Here is a 21,793-nt window from a genome sequence, read left to right on the forward strand (position 1 = left end):
CTCGGACGCCCGCCTGCCGGGGCACGGCGAGCTGTCCGACGTCATGCGCGCTCCCGGTGATCACGCCCTGAGGCAGCCCGGCCCGTGGCAGGATGGCCGCACGTCGGTCCGCGGGGCCGATACCGCGCAGCCGTCCGAAGGGACGGGGGGACCGCGCGCAGAGCGAGGCCGGGGAGCTGGGACGTGGTCGCCTTCTACTCCTCCGCTCTGGACGGAGTCGCCGCCAACCCCGCCCTCCCCACGGCCCTGCTGCTGCGGCTGATCGCCTTCGACGGCGGTGGCGAAGGCCCGCCCTTCCAAGCCCTGCACCGGCCGGGACTGCCCGAGCGGGCCGTGGCGGCTGTTCTCGCCCACCCGGTACCGAACGCGCGGGTCCAGTTCGCGAGGAGCGGCCAGGCGGAGCCCGGACAGCGCGCCCGGCTAGCTGCCGACCCCTCTCCCGAGGTGCGAGCCACCGTCGCGTACGGACCCGAGTGGACACACGACCCCAGGAAGAAGGTCCGCCCGCTGCCGGACGCCGTATGCACGCGCCTCCTGGAGGACTCCGAACTCTCCGTACGGAGCGCGCTGTTGGACTCGCCTCACCTGGCCCCGTCCTTCCTCGGCTCCCTGGTCCGGCATCCCGATCCGGCCGCACGACGTGCCGCCCTGCACCTCTGGGACGAGCTACCGACGGACACGCACACCGCGCTGCTCGACGACCCGGACCCTGAGGTACGGCGGTCGGCCGCACTCCGCGCGTGTACCCATGACGCACGGCTCACGGCTGTGTTGCTCCGCGACCCGACCGCTCTGCCCCAGGCACTGCGCCGGGGGCTCCTCGGCCGCGCGGACGCCGAACGGTTGCTGGCCGAGGGCGTCCACCTGGCCGGACTCGCCAGGAATCCTTCCCTGCCGGCCGACCTCGTGGACCTGCTCGCGGTTGACCCCGACGACGGAGTGCGGCTGGCCGTCTCCCTACGGCCCGAACTGACCGAAGCCCGTCGCGCCGCGATCGACTTCACGGTGGCCCCGCGCGCACGAGGTGACGTGGACTGGGTGGCGGCCGGCATCGCGGATCAGGAGGTGCTGCGCCGGGCCGCGACCTCCGCCCACCCTCTGCTGCGCCGCGCCGCCGCTCGCAGTCCTCTGCTGCCACCTGATCTCCTGCGGCTCCTGGCGGAGGACACGGACGACGTCGTGCGCACCCACCTGGCCGTTCATCACCCCGACACCCCGGAGCACGTCCTGATGAGCGTGTACGCACGGCTCGGCGGGACGTTCTCCGCCTGGATGGCGACGGGCCACCCCCGATTCCCCCGCGAAGGGCTCGCCGCCCGCTTCGCTGACCACCCGGACGGGACCTACCGGCAGTTGGCCGTCCGCGACCCCGCCGCCGGCCCCGGTCTGATCGATCGGCTCAGCCACGACCCGGACACATGGACTCGGCAGGCGGCGGCCGTCCACCCACGGCTGCCGCTCCCCCGGCTCCTCGAGGCGCTCACCCTGCCCGAGCTGGCCTACAGCGCGGGTGCCAACCCGGCGCTCCCCCCGGGTGAGATGGCCCTGGTCATGGACGAGGCAGGGGTGCCCGCCTGACGGCGGACGCCCGTCCGCGACCCCACGCGCCGGGGCGTCCCACAGGACATGGCGGCCGGGAAGCGGCGACGAGCGCCCGTGGCGGGCCGCCGGAGGCTCACCGGCCGTCCACGGGTACCCCGGCCTCCAGATTCAGCACGGTGGACCGCTCGCGGGCGCGCAGTGCCCAGCGGAGCCGCTCGAACCGGGTCGGCGGGAGCATGTCGGCCGCCTCCTCCTCCGTGGCGAACCGCCAGCCTCGCAGCTCCGAGCCCGGCAGCGACAGCTGTGCGGCCTCCTCACCGTGCAGCCGGCCACCGTCGAAAAGGAAGCGCAGCCCTCCGTACGCGGGCGGCTTCGGCGCCTCCCAGTCGACCACCAGGAGTTCCGGCACCGTGTCCAGATGCAGCCCGAGTTCCTCGGCGACCTCCCGTATCCCCGCCTGCGCCGGTGCCTCCCCAGGCTCCACCACACCGCCGGGGAACTCCCAGCCCGGCTTGTAGGTGGGGTCGACGAGCAGCACACGGTCCTGCTCGTCGAAGAGCAGCACCCCCGACGCGACGGTCTCCGCGCGCGGCTCGGGGGTCTGGACGATCCCGCATTCCCCGGCCGCACCGGTCCGCAGTGCTTCCGCGATCCGCCCGGCCGTCTCGTACGGGGTGAGGGCGGTGGTGTCGATCGTGTGCGCGTCAGCGGTGATCCACCCGAGCGCGGCCCGGTAGGGCTCGATGTTCGCGTACGCCCACTGGCGGATCCGCTCGCTGTGCTCGGGGTCGTCGGCAAACTCCTCGCGCTCGGCGATCCGTTTCCGCAGGATCGTTTCCTCAGGTGAGAGCAGTACGTGGCGGACGGGTATGCGCCGGGAGGCGAGCCCGCCGAAGATCTCGTCGCGGTAGTCCTGCCTCAGCAGTGTCATAGGCACCACCAGCACCCCGGGGAGTTCCGCGAGCAGAGCGGCGGCCGTGTCGACCACCAGGCGCCGCCATATCGGCAGGTCCTGGAAGTCGGTCACCTCGGCGAGCTTCTTCTGGGGCAGCAGTCGGCGCAGTCCCCCGCCGATCAGTTCGGGGTCGTAGAAGGTGCTGTTCGGGATCAGATCGATCAGTTCGCACGCGGCGCTGGTCTTGCCCGCACTGAACGCACCGTTGATCCAGACGATCACGGGTCCCCCTCTTCCGTAGCCCCCTGTGGCTTGCCCGCAACACCCCGCTCCGGAAACCCCGCGCGGGTGACGCGGTTGCGCCGGGGCGGCCGCTCCGCCGTGACGAAAGGCTGCCGGACCTCGTTGGTACGGGCAGTCGACGGAACGACGAGGAGGTGCGTGATGCGCCGCACGGTACTTGGGCGGTTTCCCGCGGGAGGGCCACGGGGCAGCCGGCCGGCGGAGGAGTTCGCGGCGGCCCGCCGCGGCGAGGGCATGTCCGCCGAGGTCGTGATGGACCTGGAGCAGGACGCCTACCTGGTGGTCGTGCCCCGGCAGCCGACGGACCGGGGTAGATGATCCGGACCCCGGAGCACGCCTACGGAGCGGCTACGGCCCGCACACCGTTCGAGGCGGTGGCACGGACCGTCGAGGCCGCGGCCGCCGCGCCGACCAGGCCCGCGTCGGTACCCATCACCGCGGAGGTGACGGTCAGGTCCTGGACGAAGGAGAGCGTGGCGTAGTCGCGCAGTGACCTGCGCAGCGGGGCGAAGAGCACCTCGCCCGCACCGGCGACTCCCCCTCCGATCACGGCGATGTCGATGTCGGTCAGAGTGGCGGTGGCGGCGATCCCTGCGGCGAGCGCCTGGGCGGCCCGCTCGAAGGAGGCGGCCGCGACCGGGTCTCCGGCCCGCGCGGCCGCGGCCACGGCGGCGGCCGTCGCATCGCCGTCCGGGCCGGGGCGCCATCCGTTCTCCAGAGCTCGCCTGGCGATGTTCGGTCCGCTGGCGAGGCGTTCCACGCAGCCGCGCGCGCCGCAGGGGCAGAGATCCCCGTCCAGGTCGACGCTGATGTGACCGATGTGACCGGCGTTGCCCGAGGGGCCGGGGTGCAGCTTTCCGCCGAGTACCAGGCCGCCGCCGACGCCGGTGGAGACGACCAGGCACAGCGCGTTGTCATACCCCCGGGCGGCGCCCAGCCAGTGCTCGGCCGCCGTCATCGCGACTCCGTCACCGACGAGGGTGACCGGCAGCCCGCCGGTCACGGCGGCCACCCGGTCCACCAGCGGAAACCCGCGCCAGCCGGGGACGTTGACAGGGCTGACCGTGCCGGCCGAGGCGTCCACGGGTCCCGCGCTGCCGATGCCGACCGCTTGCGCCCGGTGCCACAGCGGAGAGGCTGTCAGCTCGGCCAGGACGTCCCTCACGGCGCCCATCACGGCCTCGGCGCCGTCCTGGGCCGGCGTGGGGCGCTGCGCCCGCACGAGAAGGGATCCGCCGCCGTCCACCAACGCCCCGGCGATCTTGGTACCGCCGATGTCGAGCGCGGCGACGAGGTCGGTATGCATCGGTGTGGACTCTCCGGAGGGGTGAGGCGCAGGACCTGCGACTTCAATCAGATGGTCTACCCAGTCTCCATTCTCTTGACAACGTTGTCCAGGGCCTATGCTCGACGCCACACCATCCGGCCCCTCCCCGGCACCACCGATGAAGGCCGGAATCATCCGTTCCCGACGACAGGACAGCGCACCGTGGCCGAGAGCGCCCGCAATTCCGAGTCCCGCTACGGCAACAGGCCGACCATGAAGGACGTGGCAGCCCGTGCCGGAGTTGGGCTCAAGACGGTCTCACGCGTGGTGAACGGCGAACCCGGGGTCACCCCCGACACCGAGCGCCGCGTCCAGGAGGCCATCGAGGCGCTCGGCTTCCGCCGTAACGACAGCGCGCGAGTCCTGCGCAAGGGCCGCACCGCGTCCATCGGGCTGGTGCTGGAGGATCTCGCGGACCCGTTCTACGGCCCGCTGAGCCGCGCGGTGGAGGAAGTGGCCCGTGCCCACGGCGCGCTGCTGATCAACGGCTCCAGCGCCGAGGACCCGGAGCGCGAGCAGGAACTCGTCCTCGCACTCTGCGCCCGCCGGGTGGACGGTCTCATCGTGATCCCGGCAGGCGACGACCACCGCTATCTGGAGCCCGAGATGAAGGCGGGCATCGCCACGGTGTTCGTCGACCGTCCGGCGGGCCGGGTCGACGCGGACATGGTCCTGTCGGACAGCTTCGGCGGAGCACGCGCGGGCGTCGCCCACCTCGTCGCGCACGGTCACCGCAGGATCGGCTTCATCGGCGACCAGCCGCGCATCCACACGGCCACGGAACGACTGCGCGGGTACCACACCGCCCTCGCCGACGCGGGGATCGCGGTCGAGGATCCCTGGGTCTCCTTGGGGCCGACCGATCCGGCCCGGGTCCGGGAGGCCGCCGAGGCCATGCTGACCGGCCCCGAGCCGGTGACCGCGCTCTTCGCGGGCAACAACCGGGTGACGGTCACCGCCGTCCGCGTCCTCGCCGAGTGCGACCGGCGGATCGCCCTGGTCGGCTTCGACGACATCGAGCTGGCGGACCTGCTCGGCATCACGGTGATCTCGCAGGACGCCGCCGCGGTCGGGCGTACGGCGGCGGAGCATCTGTTCCGCCGCCTCGACGGCGCCGCCCATCCTCCGGCCAGGGTGGAGCTCCCGACCCGGCTCATCCCGCGCGGCTCGGGAGAACTCCCGCCTGCGTGAAGGCCTACGGCGCCGTCACGGTCAGCCCGCCGCGACGAGGTGAGGCGAAACCGTCCAGGTCCGCCCGGGACAGTCCGGTGAGGCCGGCGACCTCCGCGGCGTCCAGGGCTCCGCAGTCGATGCCGCGCAGGAGATAACCGCTCAGCGCCTTCGCGGTGGCGGGCTCGTCCATGACGTCCCCGCCGGCCTTGGCCACGTACGCGGCGAGCCGGGCCGCGGCCTGGCCGAGGCCCTCGCGGTAGAAGGCGTAGACGGCGGCGTAGCGGGTGGGCAGGTGGCCCGGGTGCATGTCCCAGCCCTGGTAGTACGCGCGGGCCAGGGCGCGGCGGGTGAGGCCGTGGTGGAGGCGCCAGGCGTCGTGGACCTGCGCGGCGGGGCCGACGGGCAGCACGTTGGTGGAGCCGTCGCAGACCCGCACACCGGTGCCCGCGGCGGCGACCTGCATGACCGCTTTGGCGTGGTCGGCCGCGGGATGGTCGCTGGCCTGGTAGGCGGGGCTGACGCCGACGCAGGCGCTGTAGTCGAAGGTGCCGTAGTGCAGACCGGTCGCCCGGCCCCGGGCGGCGTCGATCATGCGGGCCACGGCGGCGGTGCCGTCCGCCGCCAGGATGGACTGGCTGGTCTCGATCTGGATCTCGAAACCGAGGCGGCCGGAGGGCAGGGCGTGGGTCTCCTCGAAGGCCTCCAGCAACCGCACGAAGGCTGTGACCTGTTCGGGGTACGTCACCTTGGGCAGCGTCAGCACGAGCCCCTCGGGGAGACCTCCGGCCCGCATCAGGCCGGTGAGGAAGATGTCCGTGGTCCGGATGCCCCGGTCTCGCACGGCGGCCTCCATGCACTTCATCCGGATGCCCATGTACGGGGCCGCGGTGCCGTCCGCGTACGCCTCGGCGACCAGACGCGCCGCGCGGGCGGCGGCCTCGTCCTCCTCCGCGTCGGGGCGCGGCCCGTAGCCGTCCTCGAAGTCGATGCGCAGGTCCTCGACCGGCTCGCGCTCCAGCTTGGCCCGTACGCGGTCGTGCACGGGCTCCGCGAGTTCCGGCGGGATCCCCAGGACGGCGGCGAACGCGGCGGCGTCGGGGGCGTGCTCGTCGAGCGCTGCCAGCGCCTGGTCGCCCCAGGTGCGCAGGGTGGTGGAGGTGAAGTCGTCGGCGGGCACATAGACGGTGTGGACGGGCTGGCGCGTGCCGGGGTCACCTGGGTAACGGAGGGCGAGTTCGGCGTCCACCGATGTGAGGGAGGCGCTGATCTCCGCACCGACCGTTCCGGCGAGGCTCGTTGCCACCTTCTCCTGCTGACCCATGGCCGTACCCTCCAGTGTAATCAGTTTCCGCTTCCCGGAATCTTTCATCCGCATAGTGAAGTTATAAGCCTGCTGGTTCCGCGTCAATGGTGATCGGAAACAGCCCGGGGCCGCGCGGTGCGAACACCACGCGGCCCCGGGCCTTCGTACGGGCAGATCTCCTGCCGGGATCAGCCCTTGCGGGACTTGACCTCGTCGGTGAGCTGCGGGACGACGTCGAAGAGGTCGCCGACGACGCCGTAGTCGACCAGGTCGAAGATCGGAGCCTCGGCGTCCTTGTTGACCGCGACGATGGTCTTCGAGGTCTGCATGCCGGCCCGGTGCTGGATCGCGCCCGAGATGCCCGAGGCGATGTACAGCTGCGGGGAGACCGACTTGCCGGTCTGGCCGACCTGGTTGGTGTGCGGGTACCAGCCGGCGTCGACCGCGGCGCGCGAGGCGCCGACGGCGGCACCGAGCGAGTCGGCGAGCGCCTCGATGATCGCGAAGTTCTCCGCGCCGTTGACGCCACGGCCGCCGGAGACGACGATCGCGGCCTCGGTCAGCTCCGGACGCCCGGTCGACTCGCGCGGGGTGCGCGAGAGGACCTTGGTGCCGGTCGCCGTGGAGGAGAAGGAGACCGCGAGGGCCTCGACGGCGCCCGCGGCGGGAGCGGCCTCGACGGCGGCCGAGTTCGGCTTGACCGTGATGACCGGAGTGCCCTTGGAGACACGGGACTTGGTGGTGTACGAGGCGGCGAACGCGGACTGCGTGGCGACCGGGCCCTGGTCACCGGCCTCGAGGTCGACGGCGTCGGTGATGATGCCGGAACCGATGCGGAGAGCGAGGCGGGCCGCGATCTCCTTGGCCTCGGCCGAGGAGGGCAGCAGCACCGCGGCCGGCGACACGGCGTCGTACGCGGCCTGGAGCGCGTCCACCTTCGGTACGACGAGGTAGTCGGTGAACTCCGGGGCGTCGGCGGTCAGTACCTTGACCGCGCCGTGCTCGGCGAGCGCGGCGGCGGTGTCGGCGGCCCCGTTGCCGAGAGCGACGGCGACCGGCTCGCCGATGCGGCGGGCGAGCGTCAGCAGCTCCAGCGTGGGCTTGCGGACGGCACCGTCCACGTGGTCGACATAGACGAGAACTTCAGCCATGGGACTTCAATCTCCTGCGTGCGAGGGAGTACGGGGCGGTGAAAGGAACGGCCGGGGCTCAGATGAACTTCTGGCCCGCAAGGAACTCGGCCAGCTGCTTGCCGCCCTCGCCCTCGTCCTTGACGATCGTGCCCGCCGTACGGGCGGGACGCTCTGCCGCGGAATCGACCGCGGTCCAGGAGCCGCCCAGGCCGACCTCGTCCGCCTCGATCTCCAGGTCCTCGAGGTCCAGGGACTCCACCGGCTTCTTCTTGGCCGCCATGATGCCCTTGAACGACGGGTAACGGGCCTCGCCCGACTGGTCGGTCACGGAGACCACGGCGGGCAGGGACGCCTCGAGCTGCTCGCTCGCGGAGTCGCCGTCCCGACGGCCCTTGACCGTGCCGTCCTCGACCGAGACCTCGGAGAGCAGCGTGACCTGCGGGACGCCGAGGCGCTCCGCGAGCAGCGCCGGGAGCACACCCATGGTGCCGTCCGTCGACGCCATACCGCAGATGACCAGGTCGTAGCCGGTCTTCTCGACGGCCTTGGCCAGGACCAGGGAGGTGCCGATGACATCGGTGCCGTGCAGGTCGTCGTCCTCGACGTGGACCGCCTTGTCGGCGCCCATCGACAGCGCCTTGCGCAGCGCGTCCTTGGCGTCCTCGGGGCCCACCGTGAGCACGGTGATCTCCGCGTCGTCCGCCTCGTCGGCGATCTGCAGCGCCTGCTCGACCGCGTACTCGTCGAGCTCCGACAGCAGACCGTCGACGTCGTCACGGTCCAGGGTCAGGTCATCGGCGAAGTGCCGGTCGCCGGTGGCGTCGGGCACGTACTTCACACAGACAACGATCCTCAAGCTCACGCCGGCTCTCCTACTGCATCGTCATTTCTGGGCTGCCTTGTTGCACGCAGCATAGGCGCCTTATCGGGCGGTTTCCGGTCGGGGCGACCCGGCTCCCGGTGAAATATTACTCGCCAGTACACCCAGTACGTTACCCATAAGCAAGCGCTTGGAACTGTGACGTAGCCAACGGAGTCCGTTCCTTCGCGACCTTGCTCGCCCTCAGTCTCGCAGAGCCGTGAACCGGCCCTGGTGGTAGACCAGCGGCCGGCCGCCCTCCGAGGGATCCCCGGCCACGACCTCGGCGATCACGATGCGGTGGTCGCCCGCGGGAATCCGGGCCGCCACCCGGCAGACCAGCCATGCCACCACTCCCCCGAGCAGCGGCACCCCCTCGGGGCCCGTGCGCCAGTCGGTGGAGGGGCCGAACCGTTCGGCACCGCTGCGGGCGAACGTCGCGGCGAGCTCCTGCTGGCCTTCGCCGAGTATGTGCACCCCCACGTGCTCCGCCTCCGCGAGCACCGGCCAACTGGATGAGGAGATCCCCACCCCGAAGGAGATGAGCGGCGGCTCGGCGGCCACGGAGTTGAGTGAGGTCGCGGTGAAGCCGACCGGCCCCGGCCCGGCGGCCGTGATGACGGCGACCCCGGCGGCGTGCTGCCGGAAGACGGAGCGGAGGAGTTCGGGGGCAGCCGTGATGGGAGTACCGAGGTCGGGCGAGGCCGTCATGGAGAGGTCCTTCTGCGAGGAGGCGAGGCGTACGGGTCCGTGGCTGATTCACGCACCCGGACAGCGCGCGCTCGCGTGACGCACGAGGTCGACATGGACCCGGCCGAAGAGAAGGAGTTCTGGCGGCATGGCGTCAGGGTGACGATCCGTGGTGTACACAGTCAAGGGCGTCCCGTCATGTGGGAGAAGCGTCACGGTCCGTCACATCGCTCTCCCCAGCGCTGCCACGACGTCCGCCGTACGCGGTTGGCCGGCCGCCCGGCGGACGATGCGCCCCGCCGCGTCGAGCACCAGGACCGTGGGGGTCCTGGTGATGCCGAGAGCCCGCACGAGCGTGAGATGCGCCTCGGCGTCGATCTCGACGTGGGAGACACCCTCGACCATCCCGGCCACCTCGGCGAGGGTGCGTCTGGTGGCGCGGCACGGCTGGCAGAACGCACTGGAGAACTGCACCAGAGTGGCCCGATCCCCCAGTTCCGCGCCGAGTTGGGCCGCGTCGAGCGTGCCGGCGTCCACCTTCGGGTCCATCTCGCCCTTCCTCTCGGAGCTCTGCGCAAAGGGTCAGCACCCGGCGGCGCCATTACATTCCCGGAGGATTCACGTGATGAGAATCTCTCGCCCCGAGCCCTTTGGGGCTGGCCACGGCGTCGCACATGGGGCACGATCGCCCCAATGCCGAAAACCTACGGCTGCGTAACTTCCGCCGGGAGAACCCTCCCCAGGCATTGAAGAAGGGTCTTCATCCAGATGGCAGAACTCGTCTATCGGCCGGTCATCGGCGCCGCTCGCACGCTGTTCAAGGCGCTCGACCTGAAGATCGACACCCAGGGTTCGGAGCACATCCCGAAGACCGGTGGCGCGGTTCTGGTCAGCAACCACATCAGCTATCTGGACTTCATCTTCACCGGCCTCGGCGCCCTTCCCCAGAAGCGGCTCGTCCGCTTCATGGCGAAGGAGTCGGTGTTCCGGCACAAGGTGTCCGGACCCCTGATGCGCGGCATGAAGCACATCCCCGTCGACCGCAACCAGGGTGAGGACGCCTACGCGCACGCGCTCGCGTCACTGCGCGCGGGAGAGATCGTCGGCGTCTTCCCCGAGGCGACCATCTCGCAGTCCTTCACCTTGAAGAGCTTCAAGTCGGGCGCCGCGCGGCTGGCCCAGGAAGCCGGTGTACCACTGATCCCGATGGCGCTGTGGGGCACCCAGCGGCTGTGGACCAAGGGACGCCCGCGCAACTTCAGGCGCAGCCACACACCCATCACCATCCGCGTGGGCGAGGCCGTGGAGGCCCCCGCCGACCAGTACGCGGGGGCGATCACCCGCCGCCTGCGTGAACGCGTCCAGGAGCTCCTCGAGGCCGCGCAGCGCTCCTATCCGGTGCGTCCCAAGGACGCGGCCGACACCTGGTGGGTTCCGGCGCACCTCGGCGGCACGGCTCCGACGCCCGCGGAGGCCCGCGAGCTCGGCTGAACCATGGCGCGGCGAAGGAGACGTCGCGCCGGACCGGGGAGGGTGATCCCCGCTCCTGGGCCCGTGCCCTCGACGCACCCGGCGGCCGCGAGGTCCGCCGGTGCCGTCGGGGGGCGGACCACAGCGGGAAGACGGGATCGGCCGGCCCCCGGTGGGGCCGGGCCGGGGCCCCCGGCGCCCGCGGTGACGGGATCGTCGTCACGCCGCGCGAGGTCCCCGGGGCCGCGTCCCGCCGCCCCGCGGTCACGGGGAACGGCCTCCGGCCCGTGGAGCGCACCGGCCTCATGTCCCTGATGCGATCGGCGCCCCCGTCGGCTCAGAGGGCGGACGGAAGGTTCCGGCTCAGTTCGGCGACGTCGCGTGAGCTCCGCAGCGCGTGGAGCGGCGCCGGGTGCGGCGCCTCGTAGACCACCGGGTAGTCCAGCTCGCCGTGTTCGGGTCGTGGCACCCATACCAGCCGTTCCTCGTCCACGGAGAACCGGGCGTCGATCCCGTCCGTGTTCCCGCGCGGATCCTGCCGCACCCACCGCTCCCGCCCGGGAAGCCGCACCGCGACCAGACCGTGGATGACGAGGTCCCCGCCGTCGCCGCCGGTGAGCCCCTGGTAGCAGAGGCCGGAGTGGATGCCTCCGGCCCGGAGAAGGGCGGTCAGGGCGTGCGCCTTGGCGTAGCAGATGCCGGTGCGGGCGGAGAGGACGTCGGACGCGCGCCACGTGACCCGGGGATCCCCCGCGTCCATGGAGTGCGGGATGGCGTCGCGCACGAAGGCGAAGGCGGCAGAGGCGTATGCATATGCGTCGCCGTTTCCGGCGCCGAGGCGCTCGGCGGTCTCCCTCACGAGCGGGTGGTGGTGATCGATGGCCTCACCCTCTCCAAGATATGCGGAGAGATCAGGGGTGTTCTGCATCAGTATCATGCCCGCAGAGCGTAACCAGGCGGCCGACCGGAAGCAATAGATTTCCGGTCAGCCGCATATTTATACTTCTATTGCCTGGCCATCTCTTCCTTGAGCGCCAAGAGGAAGGCGTCCACGTCGTCCTCTCGGGTGTCGAAGGCACACATCCATCGGACGTCTCCGGCCTTCTCGTCCCAGAAGTAGAACCGGAACCGCTTCTGCAGCCGTTCGGTCACCTCGTGCGGCAGTCGCGCGAAGACCGCGTTGGCCTGGACCGGATGGAGGATCTCCACGCCGTCCACCGTCCGGACCCCTTCGGCGAGCCGCTGGGCCATGGCGTTGGCGTGCCGTGCGTTGCGCAGCCAGAGGTCCCGGGCGAGCAGCGCTTCGAGCTGTACCGAGACGAAGCGCATCTTGGAGGCGAGCTGCATCGACAGCTTGCGCAGGTGCTTCATGGCCCGGACGGAGTCCGGGTCCAGGACGACCACGGCCTCCCCGAAGAGCGCGCCGTTCTTGGTGCCGCCGAAGGAGAGGACGTCGACGCCGACCGTGTTGGTGAACGTACGCATCGGCACGTCCAGCGACGCGGCGGCGTTGGCTATCCGCGCACCGTCGAGGTGCACCTTCATGCCCAGCTCGTGGGCGTGGTCGCAGATGGCGCGGATCTCGTCGGGTGTGTAGACGGTACCGAGCTCGGTGTTCTGGGTGATCGAGACGACCTGTGGCATCGCCCGGTGCTCGTCCTCCCAGCCGTACGCCTCGCGGTCGATGAGCTCCGGCGTGAGCTTTCCGTCCGGGGTGGGGACGGTGAGCAGCTTCAGCCCGCCCACCCGCTCCGGCGCCCCGCCCTCGTCCACGTTGATGTGGGCGGACTCGGCGCAGATCACGGCACCCCAGCGGTCCGTCAGCGCCTGGAGGGCGACGACGTTGGCCCCGGTGCCGTTGAAAACCGGAAACGCTTCGGCGGTGGGGCCGAAGTGGCTGTGCATGACCCGTTGGAGGTGTCCGGTGTAGTCGTCCTCTCCGTAGGCGACCTGATGGCCGCCGTTGGCGAGGGCGAGGGCAGCCAGAATCTCCGGGTGCGCGCCGGCGTAGTTGTCACTGGCGAAACCGCGCACCTGCGGATCGTGATGACGTCGCGCATCGGTCCTTACGGTTGCGGGGTCAGCCACAGACGCTTTCCGTTCACTTCTCCGGCGGGCTTGTCCCAGACCCCGGCGATGGCCTCTGCCAGCTCCGTGACGTCCGTGAAGCCCGCGAACTTCGCATTCGGGCGCTCGGCGCGCATCGCGTCGTGCACCAGTGCCTTGACGACAAGGATCGCAGCAGCCGACGTGGGGCCGGCGTCGCCCCCCGCCTTGCGGAAGGCGTCGGCGAGGGCGAGCGTCCAGGCCTCCGCGGCCGCCTTGGACGCGGCGTAGGCCGCGTTACCGGCGGTGGGGCTGCTGGCGCCGGCCGCGCTGATCAGGAGGTACCGGCCCCGGTCGCTGCGCTGGAGGACCTCATGGAAGGCCAGCGAGGTGGACTGGACGGTACGGATCAGCAGCTTCTCGAGGAAGTCCCAGTCGGCGAGGCTGGTGTCCGCGAAGCCCGCGCCGCCGCGCCAGCCCCCGACCAGGTGGACCAGTCCGTCGACCCGTCCGAACTCCTTCTCCGTCTTCAGGGCCCATTCCCGCGCGGCTCCAGGATCGAGGAGGTCGACCGTGTCGCCGGTGACCGTCGCCCCGCCGTGTGCGTAGCGCGCGGCGTCGACCGCCTCCACGAGCCGCTCGGGGTTGGCATCGGAGGCGACCACGGTCGCACCCGCCTCGGCGAGCCTGAGCAGGGTGGCGCGGCCCGCCGGCCCCGCCGCTCCGGCCACCGCGACCACCGCGCCCTCGAGCACGCCGCTGTCGGCCCTGACTGTTCCGTTCATCGCCACCGCCTCCTCAGAACCCGCGCTCACGCAGCTGCCCGCCCGGCGTCCGCCGCGGTGATCCCCTTGGTGGAGGCGATCACATGCTTCAGCTTCTTCGAGAGCGCCTCATAGAACATGCTCAGGGGAAACTCGTCCGGAAGCACGTCGTCGACGAGCTTGCGGGGCGGCTGGGTCAGGTCCAGGGCGTCCGGGCCCTTGGCCCAGCGGGACCCGGGGTGGGGGGCGAGATAGGTCGCGACCAGGTCGTACGCCGCGAACCAGTGAACGAGCTTGGGGCGGTCGATGCCTTCGCGGTAGAGCTTCTCGATCTCTCCGCAGAGCTGGTTGGTGACCTGCGGGGCACGGGACCAGTCGATCTTGAGCGTGTTGTCGGTCCAGCGGACCACGTCGTGCTTGTGGAGGTAGGCGAAGAGCAGCTGGCCGCCGAGACCGTCGTAGTTGCGCACGCGCTCACCGGTGACGGGGAAGCGGAACATGCGGTCGAAGAGCACGGCGAACTGCACGTCACGACCCTGGCCGAAGCCGTCGGCCTCCAGCTTCACGGCCTCCCTGAAGGCGGTGAGGTCGCAGCGCAGCTCCTCGAGCCCGTACATCCAGAACGGCTGGCGCTGTTTGATCATGAAGGGGTCGAACGGCAGGTCGCCGTGGCTGTGGGTGCGGTCGTGGACCATGTCCCACAGCACGAAGGCCTGCTCGCAGCGCTTCTGGTCCCCGAGCATGTCCCGGATGTCGTCGGGCAGCTCCAGGCCCAGCAGATCGACGGATGCCTCGGTCACCCGGCGGAAGCGGGCGGCCTCCCGGTCGCAGAAGATGCCGCCCCAGCTGAAGCGTTCCGGCGCCTCGCGTACGGCGATGGTCTCCGGGAAGAGAACGGCGGAGTTGGTGTCGTAGCCCGAGGTGAAGTCCTCGAAGGTGATGCCGCAGAACAGCGGGTTGTCGTAGCGCGTGGCTTCGAGGTCGGCCAGCCACTCGGGCCAGACCATCCGCAGCACGACGGCTTCCAGATTGCGGTCCGGATTGCCGTTCTGCGTGTACATCGCGAACACGACCAGGTGCTGGAGGCCGTCCTCACGGTCCCTGGCGGGCTGGAAGGCGAGCAGCGAGTCGAGGAAGTCCGGGACGCCGAAGCCGTCGGCGGCCCAGCGGCGCAGGTCGGTGACGAGTGCGCGGTGATAGGCGTCGTCGTGCGGGAGCAGCGGGGAGAGCTGCTCGACCGCGGTGATCACGCGCTCGACGACGTCTCCGGCCGCTTCCGCGGAGGGGGCGCCGTCGGCCGTGAAGTCGATCGAGCCGTCCTTGGACTGCCAGGGACGGAGCTCTTCCACGGCACTCTTGAGCGCGGGCCAGGCCGGGTGCCCCACGACCCGCTGGGCAGCATCTATCGCGCCAGTGGCGGCGTCATGCTCAAGAATTTCCGTCATAGCACTTCCTTCACGGGAGAACCTCGCGTCAAGCAACCGTATCCAGGCGCGGCTCCTTCGGACAAGTGGAGAGCAGAAAATTATCCTGCCGCCCCTCATGCTCACCGTTATTTTTCCTGTCACACATCCGCGCGACAACTTCTTCCACCGGACTGGCAGGGCAGAGACCGTCCTGCATGCGAGAACTGGTTCCCTGTGGGTAGGAGCCGCACGCGGGGCGACCACGACGGAAGCGGGAGTGCCTTGACTTTTCTCACCATCGGTCATCGCGGGGTCATGGGCGTCGAGCCTGAGAACACGCTGCGCTCGTTCGCGCACGCGGAGCAGGCCGGCATGGACGCCGTCGAGCTGGATCTCCATCTGAGCAAGGACGGCGCCCTCGCCGTGATGCACGACGCCGCAGTGGACCGCACGACGGACGGGCAGGGACTGATCGCCGAGAAGACGCTCCCGGAGCTCCGCGAGCTCGACGCCGGACACGGCGAAAGGGTGCCGGTCTTCGAGGAGGTGCTCGACGCGATCGGCTCGCCCCTGCAGGCCGAGATCAAGGACGTGGCGGCCGCGAGGGCGCTGGCCGAGGTGATGCTGCGACGCGACCTGGCCGGCCGCGTCGAGGTGTCCTCGTTCCACGACGCGGCTGTCGCCGAGATCGCGCAGCTGGTCCCGGGCGTGCGGACGGTGCTGATCGCCAGCCGATGGGAAGGCGATGTGGTGGACCGGGCGAAGGCGGTGGGTGCGGCGACGCTCGCACTGAACATCCGCCGTCTCACACTGGAGGTGGTGGAGCAGGCGCACGCGGAGGGCCTGAAGGTGATCGGCTGGGTGGTCAACACCCAGGACCACCTGCGTCTCGTCCGCGCGCTCGGGCTGGACGGCGCGACGACCGACTATCCGGAGATCCGGCGCGCGGGCCGCTTCACGGCCTGAGGCGCACCCCGAGTGTCCCGGCGCGCGGAGTGCCCCGGCGCGCGCCGACGCTCCGCGCGCTCTACAGCTCCTTCACCAGCAGCTCGAACGTGAGGCCGTCGAGCTGCGGGATCCCGAAGCGCTCGTCACCGTACGGGAAGGGCGTCAGCTTTCCCGTACGGCGGTAGCCCCGGCGCTCGTACCAGGCGATCAGCTCCTCGCGGACCGAGATCACCGTCATGTGCATCTCGCTGACACCCCATCCCTCGCGGACCGTGCGCTCCGCCTCGGCGATGATCACCTTGCCGAGGCCCGCGCCCTGCAGTCCGGGCCTCACCGCGAACATGCCGAAGTACGCTGCCGTTCCCCGGTGTTCGAGCTGGCAGCAGGCGACCGGCTCACCGTCCCGCTCGGCCACGAGGATCCGGCCCGAGGGGTCTGCGAGCACCTCGCGCACTCCGTCGGGGTCGGTGCGCTGCCCCTGGAGGATGTCCGCCTCGGTGGTCCATCCGGCCCGGCTCGCATCGCCCCGGTAGGCGGACTCGACGAGTCGCACCAGGACCGGCACATCGCCCTCGGTGGCGTCGCGGAAGGTCAGTTCTGCCCGTGCCGTGGTCGGTGCGATGTCCATGTGGCTCTTCTCCGGTGGTGTGCCGCCGCTTGTGCTTTCCCGAGACTAACCCGGCCGCGGCCGGCCCCCGCAGGCCCGGGCGCGCTCCCCCAGTACTCCAATGCGCCCCGGTAGGAGCGCTTGGGACCGGGCATCGATCGGACGGACCGGCGTGATTCGCCGTAGGGGAGGTGCACTGTGCACGGACCGGCGCTGTCCGGCTGGCTGCTCATGGTCCTGTGCGGGGCCACGGGGGCGTACTGCCTGCTGCGGACCCGCAACGGCACGGAGCGGGAGCGCAGATCGGCACGGGACGAGGCACTGATGGGCTTCGGGATGGCCGCGATGGCGGTACCCGCGGCCCTGCTCACGCTCCCTGAATGGACGTGGGTGGTGTACGCGGTGGTCTTCGGCGCCGCCTCGCTGCACGCGGTGGTGCGCGCCCGGGCCGGCGGCCATCATCTGCACCATCTGGTGGGTTCGCTGGCCATGGTCTACATGGCCGTGGCCATGGCTCCGGGTGCGGCCCCCGCCTCGGGTGGTGGCCACCTGGGCCACGGAGCGGGCGCGGCCGGGGGCGTTCCGGTGCTGACGGGGGCGCTGCTGGTGTACTACGCGTTCTACGTCCTGCGCTCGGCGGGACGGCTGATACCGGCCCCCTCGCCCGTCGGCCTGCCCGCCGGTGGGCACGGCGGTGGGCACGGCGGTCCGACGCGCCCGGCATGGGGCGCCCGGCCGGAGCTTGCCCTGGCGTGCCGGCTGACGATGGGGTTGGCCATGTTCGCCATGCTGCTCACCCTGTGAGACGGAGGCGCCCGTGCACGGTGTCGTACGTCACTTGACGCGCACGGCCATACCCGTGGGCGGGCGGCACTCATAGGCTGACGCCATGTTGGTCTCCCTCGCTCTGCTGATGCTCGGCGCACTGGCCGCTGTGGTGGCCCCGGGCCTGATGGCGAGGGCCCGATGGCCGGAACGTGAGCCGGTCGTAGCCCTCTGGGTCTGGCAGTGCGTGGTCGCGGGCGTCCTGTTGTCGTTCGCGCTCTCCATGACCTTCAGCGCGGCCGCCGCCTGGCAGGCGGTCCGCGGCCATGTCTTCGCACCCGCCCCGCACGCCGTGGTCGAGGCGTACGCCCTGGGCGCGTACGGGCCGTGGTCGGCGGTCATCGCGGTGCTGCTGGCGCTGGGCGGTGTGTGGACCGCCGCGATGCTCGTGCGGGAGGTCCACAGGGCGCGCTCCCGTCGCAGGCGGCGGCGCACCGAACTGCTGGTCCGTTCCCCGCTGATGCCGGGCGAGGAACCCGGCAGCGGGCGGCTCGTGGTGCTGGAGGGAGAGCGGCCGGATGCGTGGTGGCTGCCAGGGGCGGCTCCTCAACTGGTCATCACGACGGCGGCACTCGGCCGGCTGAAGGGGCGTCAGCTCGACGCGGTGCTGGCCCACGAGCAGGGACACGCCCAGGCACGCCACGACTGGCTCCTGAACTGCTCGGGTGCGCTGGCTGCCGGATTCCCGCAGGTCCCGGTGTTCGCCGCGTTCCGCGACGAGATGCACCACCTCGTCGAACTGGCCGCGGACGACGTGGCCTCACGGCGGTTCGGGCGCCTCACGATCGCGCTCGCCCTGGTCGAACTCAACGAGGACCGTGGCGTGTTCGGCCCGGCACCGGCGTCCGGCGCCCATGTGCCGCTGAGGGTGAACCGCTTGCTGACGCCGGTGGAGCGGCTCACCGCGGGCCGTCGGCTCCGGCTGACCGCCGCCGCGGCGCTGGTGCCCGTCGTGCCCCTGCTGGTCGCCTTCGTCCCGGGACTCAGCGCCCTGGGATAGCTTCACGCGCCGGTCGTGAACGAGGATCACCCCTATGCACTCCCCTCCCCGCCCCCCGCGCGCCCGGGCCCCCTTCCTGATCACGGGCCTCGTCTGCGCCTCGTCGTCCCTCGTCCTGCTCGTACTGGTCGCGGTGTCCTGGTCACCCTTGATCTCGCTGGACACGGCGGTGGCCGAGGCGCTGCACCGCAGAGCCGTGACCGAACCGGGGCTGGTCCATCTCAACCGGGTACTGACGGACTGGGTGTGGGATCCATGGACGATGCGCGTACTGACGGCCGTCGTCGTGATCGCCCTCTGGTGGCGTGGCTCCCGGCTGCTCGCGGGGTGGGTCGCCGCGACCAGTCTGATCGCCACGCTCGTGCAGCAAGGGCTCAAGGCCGCCGTGGGCCGGGAGCGCCCTCGGTGGCTCGACCCGGTGGACTCGGCGCACTACGCGGCATTCCCCTCCGGGCACGTCATGACCGCAGCGGTGACCTGTGGGCTCCTTCTGTGGCTGCTGCGCCTGCACGGCGCACCGCAGCCCCTGTGGTGGGGCTCGCTGGTGATCGGCGTGATCTCGGTGGCCGGTGTCGCCTTCACGCGTGTCTACCTGGGCGTGCACTGGTTGAGCGACGTGGTGGGCGGGGTCGTTCTGGGAGGGACCGTGGTGGCGCTCTCCGTGGCCGGATACTCCCGGCGCACCGGCCGGCCGGTGCGTGACGAGGAGACGCCCTTGTAGGTTCTCACCGGGGGCGGCGATGATCGGCTCCATGCAGACCAAGGGTGTACTTTTCGATTTCTCCGGGACCCTCTTCCGGATCGAGCCCGTCGACGCGTGGCTGCGCGCCGCCCTCGACGCGCGGGGCACGGCCATGGCGGCGGACGATTTCGAACGCTGCGTCCGCAGGCTGACCGCGGCCGGAGCACTGCCCGGCGGCCCGCCCCCTGAGCAGATTCCGCCGTCACTGGCCACGGTGTGGGCCGGCCGCGACAGCAGCGCGTGGATGCACAGGGAGGCCTACACCGGTATGGCACGCGAGGCGGATCTCCCGGACCCTGCTCTGTACGACGCGCTGTACGAACGCCACATGAGCCCCGCCGCCTGGCAGCCGTGCCCCGACGCGGCGCAGGTGCTGCGCGATCTGCGTCACAACGGCATCGCGGTCGGTGTGGTGAGCAACATCGGATGGGACCTGCGCCCCGTCTTCCGCTCACACGGTATGGACGAGCTGATCGACGCGTACGCGCTGTCCTACGAGCACGGGGTCCAGAAGCCCGATCCGCGCCTGTTCCGCACGGCGTGCACGTTACTGGGGTGCGACCCCGCGGAGGTGGTCATGGTCGGTGACGACCGCCACGCGGACGCGGGCGCGAGCGCCCTGGGCTGCGAGGTCCGCTTCGTGGACCCGCTGCCGGTGGCGGAGCGGCCGGACGGACTTCGGGCGCTCGGACTGCCGGCACGCACCGGGGAGGGCTCGGGTACGCACCGCCCGTGAAGGATTCCGGGAGAAGGTGTGAGGGATATCCCTGTCCCGGAGGGGGTCCGAGGGCCCTGCGGGGGTTTAGCTTGGTGGACATGTCCCCGTATCCGAACCCGTCCCCCGTGCGTCCCGCCTCCGTGGTCAACGAAGAGATCCGCACCCTGTGGCAGCGCTCGGGCGGACTGCTGTCCCCGGACGAGGAGACGGAGTACCAGCGTCTGTTGGTCGAATGGGCCGCGGCCGCGGGCACGAGCGTGCGGCCGGCCGCCTGAGCGGTCGGGCTGCGCGCGGCCCTGTCCTGATTCCGGCGATCCCCCGCATCGCCGGAATCAGGGGTACAGCATGTCCCCGCGCCGCCCACGGGTCAATGAGATAAACGTGCCCCGCCGGACGGAATCCGCCTGGCGGCGCACTCGCTTTCATCTGGGGCGGAAGCCCGTGGATCAGCGGTCGAAGTAGTCCGGCTGCGTCTGCACGTTGAGCTCCGGCAGCCGCACCTTCTTCGCCGGGTCCGTCCGACGGTCGTTGAGCTTCAGGACGTCGAAGCCCTTGGCGATGTCGTTGGAGTAGATGTAGCCGTTGTAGTAGTACGCCGACCACGGGCCGGCCGTGGTGACGGCGGCCGTGGAGACCGGGCCGCGTTCGAAGAACGCGATCTCCTTCGGCTTCGAGGAGTTGGTGAAGTCCCACACGGAGATCCCGCCCTGGTACCAGGCCTGGACCATCAGGTCCTTGCCCTTGACCGGGATGATCGAGCCGTTGTGGGCGACGCAGACCTCGGTGTCGGCCTGCGGGCGGTCGATCTTGAAGTAGCTGCGGAAGACCAGCTTGCGGTGGTCACCCTTGCCCGTGATGTCGTAGATGCCGTCCGCGCCGCGGTTCGGGCCGATCTCGTCGTTGCAGGTGGCCGCGCCACCGCCGCCGAGCTCATCGGTGAACACGACCTTGTCGGCGTCCTGGTTGAAGGTCGCGGAGTGCCAGAACGCGAAGTTCACGTTGTCCTGGACCCGGTCGATGATCTTCGGGTTCTGCGGGTCCTTGATGGAGAACAGCAGACCGTCACCCATGCACGCCCCGGCTGCCAGGTCCTTGGACGGCAGTACGGTGATGTCGTGGCACCCGGTGGTCTTCGAGACTCCGGGATTGGCGGGCGCGCCCGGGTTGCCACCGTCCGGGAAGAGGACCGGGAAGTTCACGATCCGGGAGTCCTCGGGTGCGCCGCGCGGCACCTTGATGACGGAGATCCCGTCGTGCGGCGGCTGGCAGTCGGGGAACGTCTCGTTCGGCGAGTACGACGAGACGTAGACGTAGACGTCCTTGCGCTCGGGAATGATCGTGTGGGTGTGCGAACCGCACGCGGTCTCCACAGCGGCGACGTACTCGGGGTTGCGCTTGTCGCTGATGTCGAAGACCTTCATGCCCTCCCAGGAGGACTTCTCCGTGGCCGGCTGGGTGGTGCTGGCACAGGAGTTGTCGCTGCGCGAGGAGTCGGTCGACAGGAAGAGCAGGTTCCCGGAGACGGAGATGTCGTTCTGGGATCCGGGGCACAGCACCTGCGCGACGGTCCTCGGCTTCTTCGGGTTGCGGATGTCGAAGATCCGGAAGCCGTCGTAGTTCCCGGCGTAGGCGTAGTTGCCCTGGAACGCCAGGTCCGTGTTGGTCCCCTTGAGCGCGTCCTTGGGGACGTTCGTCAGGTGCTCGATGTTCGCGCTGTGGACGATCTCGTCCACGCCGGGTATCTCGCCGCTCTCGATGGCGGCCCTGGCTTCGGCCTGTTCGCTCACGGAAACACCGCTGCGGGTGGTGGCGGTGTCGCCCGGGTCGGGTGTCGCGGCCGCGGGTCCGGCCGTGAACAGCGTGGCGATGAGCCCGGCCGCGGCTGCCGCCACGCCCAGACGTCTCCGCCGCACGCTGGTGGTGTGCAACGAGGTCACTGCGTCCTCCCTTGTATCCGTTCGTCGAAGAACGGTTCATGACCCCGGCAGTATCGTCCCTCACATGTACACAACAACAGATGGCAACAGAGACGTAATAAAAGT

General features: G+C 70.7%; 23 protein-coding genes. 10 read left to right on the forward strand and 13 right to left on the reverse strand.

The features are described from left to right. The first annotated feature begins 183 nt into the window (after nt 1-183). Entirely contained in the window at nt 184-1,578 is a 1,395-nt protein-coding gene (locus tag HED23_RS18925) for a Mucin-2 (RefSeq protein ID WP_203184583.1), read from the forward strand. A gap of 97 nt (nt 1,579-1,675) precedes the next feature. On the opposite strand, the gene HED23_RS18930 is transcribed toward HED23_RS18925, so the two are convergent. Further along, nucleotides 1,676-2,719: an NUDIX domain-containing protein gene (locus HED23_RS18930; RefSeq protein ID WP_203184584.1), complete on the reverse strand. Its 1,044-nt coding sequence runs from the start codon at nt 2,717-2,719 to the stop codon at nt 1,676-1,678. 162 nt (nt 2,720-2,881) lie between these two features. On the opposite strand from HED23_RS18930, the gene HED23_RS18935 reads away from it, so the two are divergent. Further along, the gene (locus HED23_RS18935; protein WP_203184585.1) at nt 2,882-3,058 is read left to right on the forward strand and encodes a hypothetical protein; all 177 of its coding nucleotides are present in this window, start codon (nt 2,882-2,884) and stop codon (nt 3,056-3,058) included. A gap of 19 nt (nt 3,059-3,077) precedes the next feature. On the opposite strand, the gene HED23_RS18940 is transcribed toward HED23_RS18935, so the two are convergent. After that, nucleotides 3,078-4,046, reverse strand: coding sequence for an ROK family protein (locus tag HED23_RS18940; protein ID WP_203184586.1), 969 nt, complete (start codon nt 4,044-4,046; stop codon nt 3,078-3,080). 234 nt (nt 4,047-4,280) lie between these two features. Here HED23_RS18940 and HED23_RS18945 point away from each other — a divergent pair, with 234 nt between their 5' ends. After that, on the forward strand, nt 4,281-5,258 hold the full coding sequence (locus HED23_RS18945) for a LacI family DNA-binding transcriptional regulator (protein WP_386463330.1): 978 nt from the start codon (nt 4,281-4,283) through the stop codon (nt 5,256-5,258). 4 nt (nt 5,259-5,262) lie between these two features. Here the strand turns inward: HED23_RS18945 and HED23_RS18950 are convergent, their stop codons facing one another. The 5 genes from HED23_RS18950 to HED23_RS18970 form a co-directional block, all read right to left on the reverse strand. After that, nucleotides 5,263-6,561: a DUF6986 family protein gene (locus tag HED23_RS18950; protein WP_203184588.1), complete on the reverse strand. Its 1,299-nt coding sequence runs from the start codon at nt 6,559-6,561 to the stop codon at nt 5,263-5,265. 170 nt (nt 6,562-6,731) lie between these two features. Next, nucleotides 6,732-7,694: an electron transfer flavoprotein subunit alpha/FixB family protein gene (locus HED23_RS18955; RefSeq protein ID WP_203184589.1), complete on the reverse strand. Its 963-nt coding sequence runs from the start codon at nt 7,692-7,694 to the stop codon at nt 6,732-6,734. A gap of 58 nt (nt 7,695-7,752) precedes the next feature. Beyond that, on the reverse strand, nt 7,753-8,538 hold the full coding sequence (locus tag HED23_RS18960; protein ID WP_031096812.1) for an electron transfer flavoprotein subunit beta/FixA family protein: 786 nt from the start codon (nt 8,536-8,538) through the stop codon (nt 7,753-7,755). 201 nt (nt 8,539-8,739) lie between these two features. Then, nucleotides 8,740-9,246: a flavin reductase family protein gene (locus tag HED23_RS18965; RefSeq protein WP_203184590.1), complete on the reverse strand. Its 507-nt coding sequence runs from the start codon at nt 9,244-9,246 to the stop codon at nt 8,740-8,742. Nucleotides 9,247-9,447: 201 nt separating this feature from the next. Next, complete coding sequence (locus HED23_RS18970) at nt 9,448-9,774, reverse strand: TlpA family protein disulfide reductase (protein WP_203184591.1); 327 nt, start codon at nt 9,772-9,774, stop codon at nt 9,448-9,450. A 219-nt stretch (nt 9,775-9,993) separates the two neighbouring features. On the opposite strand from HED23_RS18970, the gene HED23_RS18975 reads away from it, so the two are divergent. Then, nucleotides 9,994-10,716: a lysophospholipid acyltransferase family protein gene (locus HED23_RS18975; protein ID WP_203184592.1), complete on the forward strand. Its 723-nt coding sequence runs from the start codon at nt 9,994-9,996 to the stop codon at nt 10,714-10,716. 316 nt (nt 10,717-11,032) lie between these two features. Here HED23_RS18975 and HED23_RS18980 read toward each other — a convergent pair whose 3' ends face one another. The 4 genes from HED23_RS18980 to HED23_RS18995 all read right to left on the reverse strand — a co-directional run bounded on the left by HED23_RS18980 (nt 11,033) and on the right by HED23_RS18995 (nt 14,950). Then, complete coding sequence (locus HED23_RS18980) at nt 11,033-11,632, reverse strand: transglutaminase-like domain-containing protein (protein ID WP_203184593.1); 600 nt, start codon at nt 11,630-11,632, stop codon at nt 11,033-11,035. 68 nt (nt 11,633-11,700) lie between these two features. Further along, the gene (locus HED23_RS18985) at nt 11,701-12,783 is read right to left on the reverse strand and encodes a threonine aldolase family protein (protein WP_203184594.1); all 1,083 of its coding nucleotides are present in this window, start codon (nt 12,781-12,783) and stop codon (nt 11,701-11,703) included. After that, the gene (locus HED23_RS18990; protein WP_203184595.1) at nt 12,762-13,526 is read right to left on the reverse strand and encodes an SDR family oxidoreductase; all 765 of its coding nucleotides are present in this window, start codon (nt 13,524-13,526) and stop codon (nt 12,762-12,764) included. The genes HED23_RS18985 and HED23_RS18990 overlap by 22 nt, the downstream gene beginning before the upstream one ends. Before the next feature lie 26 nt (nt 13,527-13,552). Then, complete coding sequence (locus HED23_RS18995; RefSeq protein WP_203184596.1) at nt 13,553-14,950, reverse strand: DUF6421 family protein; 1,398 nt, start codon at nt 14,948-14,950, stop codon at nt 13,553-13,555. 276 nt (nt 14,951-15,226) lie between these two features. On the opposite strand from HED23_RS18995, the gene HED23_RS19000 reads away from it, so the two are divergent. Then, a complete protein-coding gene (locus tag HED23_RS19000) occupies nt 15,227-15,877 on the forward strand; it encodes a glycerophosphodiester phosphodiesterase (RefSeq protein WP_203184597.1) in 651 nt (216 codons plus the stop codon). Nucleotides 15,878-15,938: 61 nt separating this feature from the next. On the opposite strand, the gene HED23_RS19005 is transcribed toward HED23_RS19000, so the two are convergent. Beyond that, nucleotides 15,939-16,487, reverse strand: a complete 549-nt coding sequence (locus tag HED23_RS19005) for a GNAT family N-acetyltransferase (protein ID WP_203184598.1) — start codon at nt 16,485-16,487, stop codon at nt 15,939-15,941. A 177-nt stretch (nt 16,488-16,664) separates the two neighbouring features. Here HED23_RS19005 and HED23_RS19010 point away from each other — a divergent pair, with 177 nt between their 5' ends. The 5 genes from HED23_RS19010 to HED23_RS19030 all read left to right on the forward strand — a co-directional run bounded on the left by HED23_RS19010 (nt 16,665) and on the right by HED23_RS19030 (nt 20,026). Then, a complete protein-coding gene (locus HED23_RS19010; protein WP_203184599.1) occupies nt 16,665-17,270 on the forward strand; it encodes a DUF5134 domain-containing protein in 606 nt (201 codons plus the stop codon). Nucleotides 17,271-17,355: 85 nt separating this feature from the next. Next, nucleotides 17,356-18,291: a M56 family metallopeptidase gene (locus tag HED23_RS19015; protein WP_203184600.1), complete on the forward strand. Its 936-nt coding sequence runs from the start codon at nt 17,356-17,358 to the stop codon at nt 18,289-18,291. Nucleotides 18,292-18,325: 34 nt separating this feature from the next. After that, complete coding sequence (locus HED23_RS19020; protein WP_203184601.1) at nt 18,326-19,012, forward strand: phosphatase PAP2 family protein; 687 nt, start codon at nt 18,326-18,328, stop codon at nt 19,010-19,012. A gap of 31 nt (nt 19,013-19,043) precedes the next feature. Beyond that, the gene (locus HED23_RS19025) at nt 19,044-19,769 is read left to right on the forward strand and encodes an HAD family hydrolase (protein WP_203184602.1); all 726 of its coding nucleotides are present in this window, start codon (nt 19,044-19,046) and stop codon (nt 19,767-19,769) included. Nucleotides 19,770-19,849: 80 nt separating this feature from the next. After that, the gene (locus tag HED23_RS19030; RefSeq protein WP_203184603.1) at nt 19,850-20,026 is read left to right on the forward strand and encodes a hypothetical protein; all 177 of its coding nucleotides are present in this window, start codon (nt 19,850-19,852) and stop codon (nt 20,024-20,026) included. Nucleotides 20,027-20,197: 171 nt separating this feature from the next. Here HED23_RS19030 and HED23_RS19035 read toward each other — a convergent pair whose 3' ends face one another. Then, nucleotides 20,198-21,688, reverse strand: coding sequence for an LVIVD repeat-containing protein (locus tag HED23_RS19035; protein ID WP_203184604.1), 1,491 nt, complete (start codon nt 21,686-21,688; stop codon nt 20,198-20,200). Nucleotides 21,689-21,793: the final 105 nt, after the last annotated feature.

It is taken from the genome of Streptomyces pratensis (assembly GCF_016804005.1).
GTDB classification, from domain to species: domain Bacteria; phylum Actinomycetota; class Actinomycetes; order Streptomycetales; family Streptomycetaceae; genus Streptomyces; species Streptomyces pratensis_A.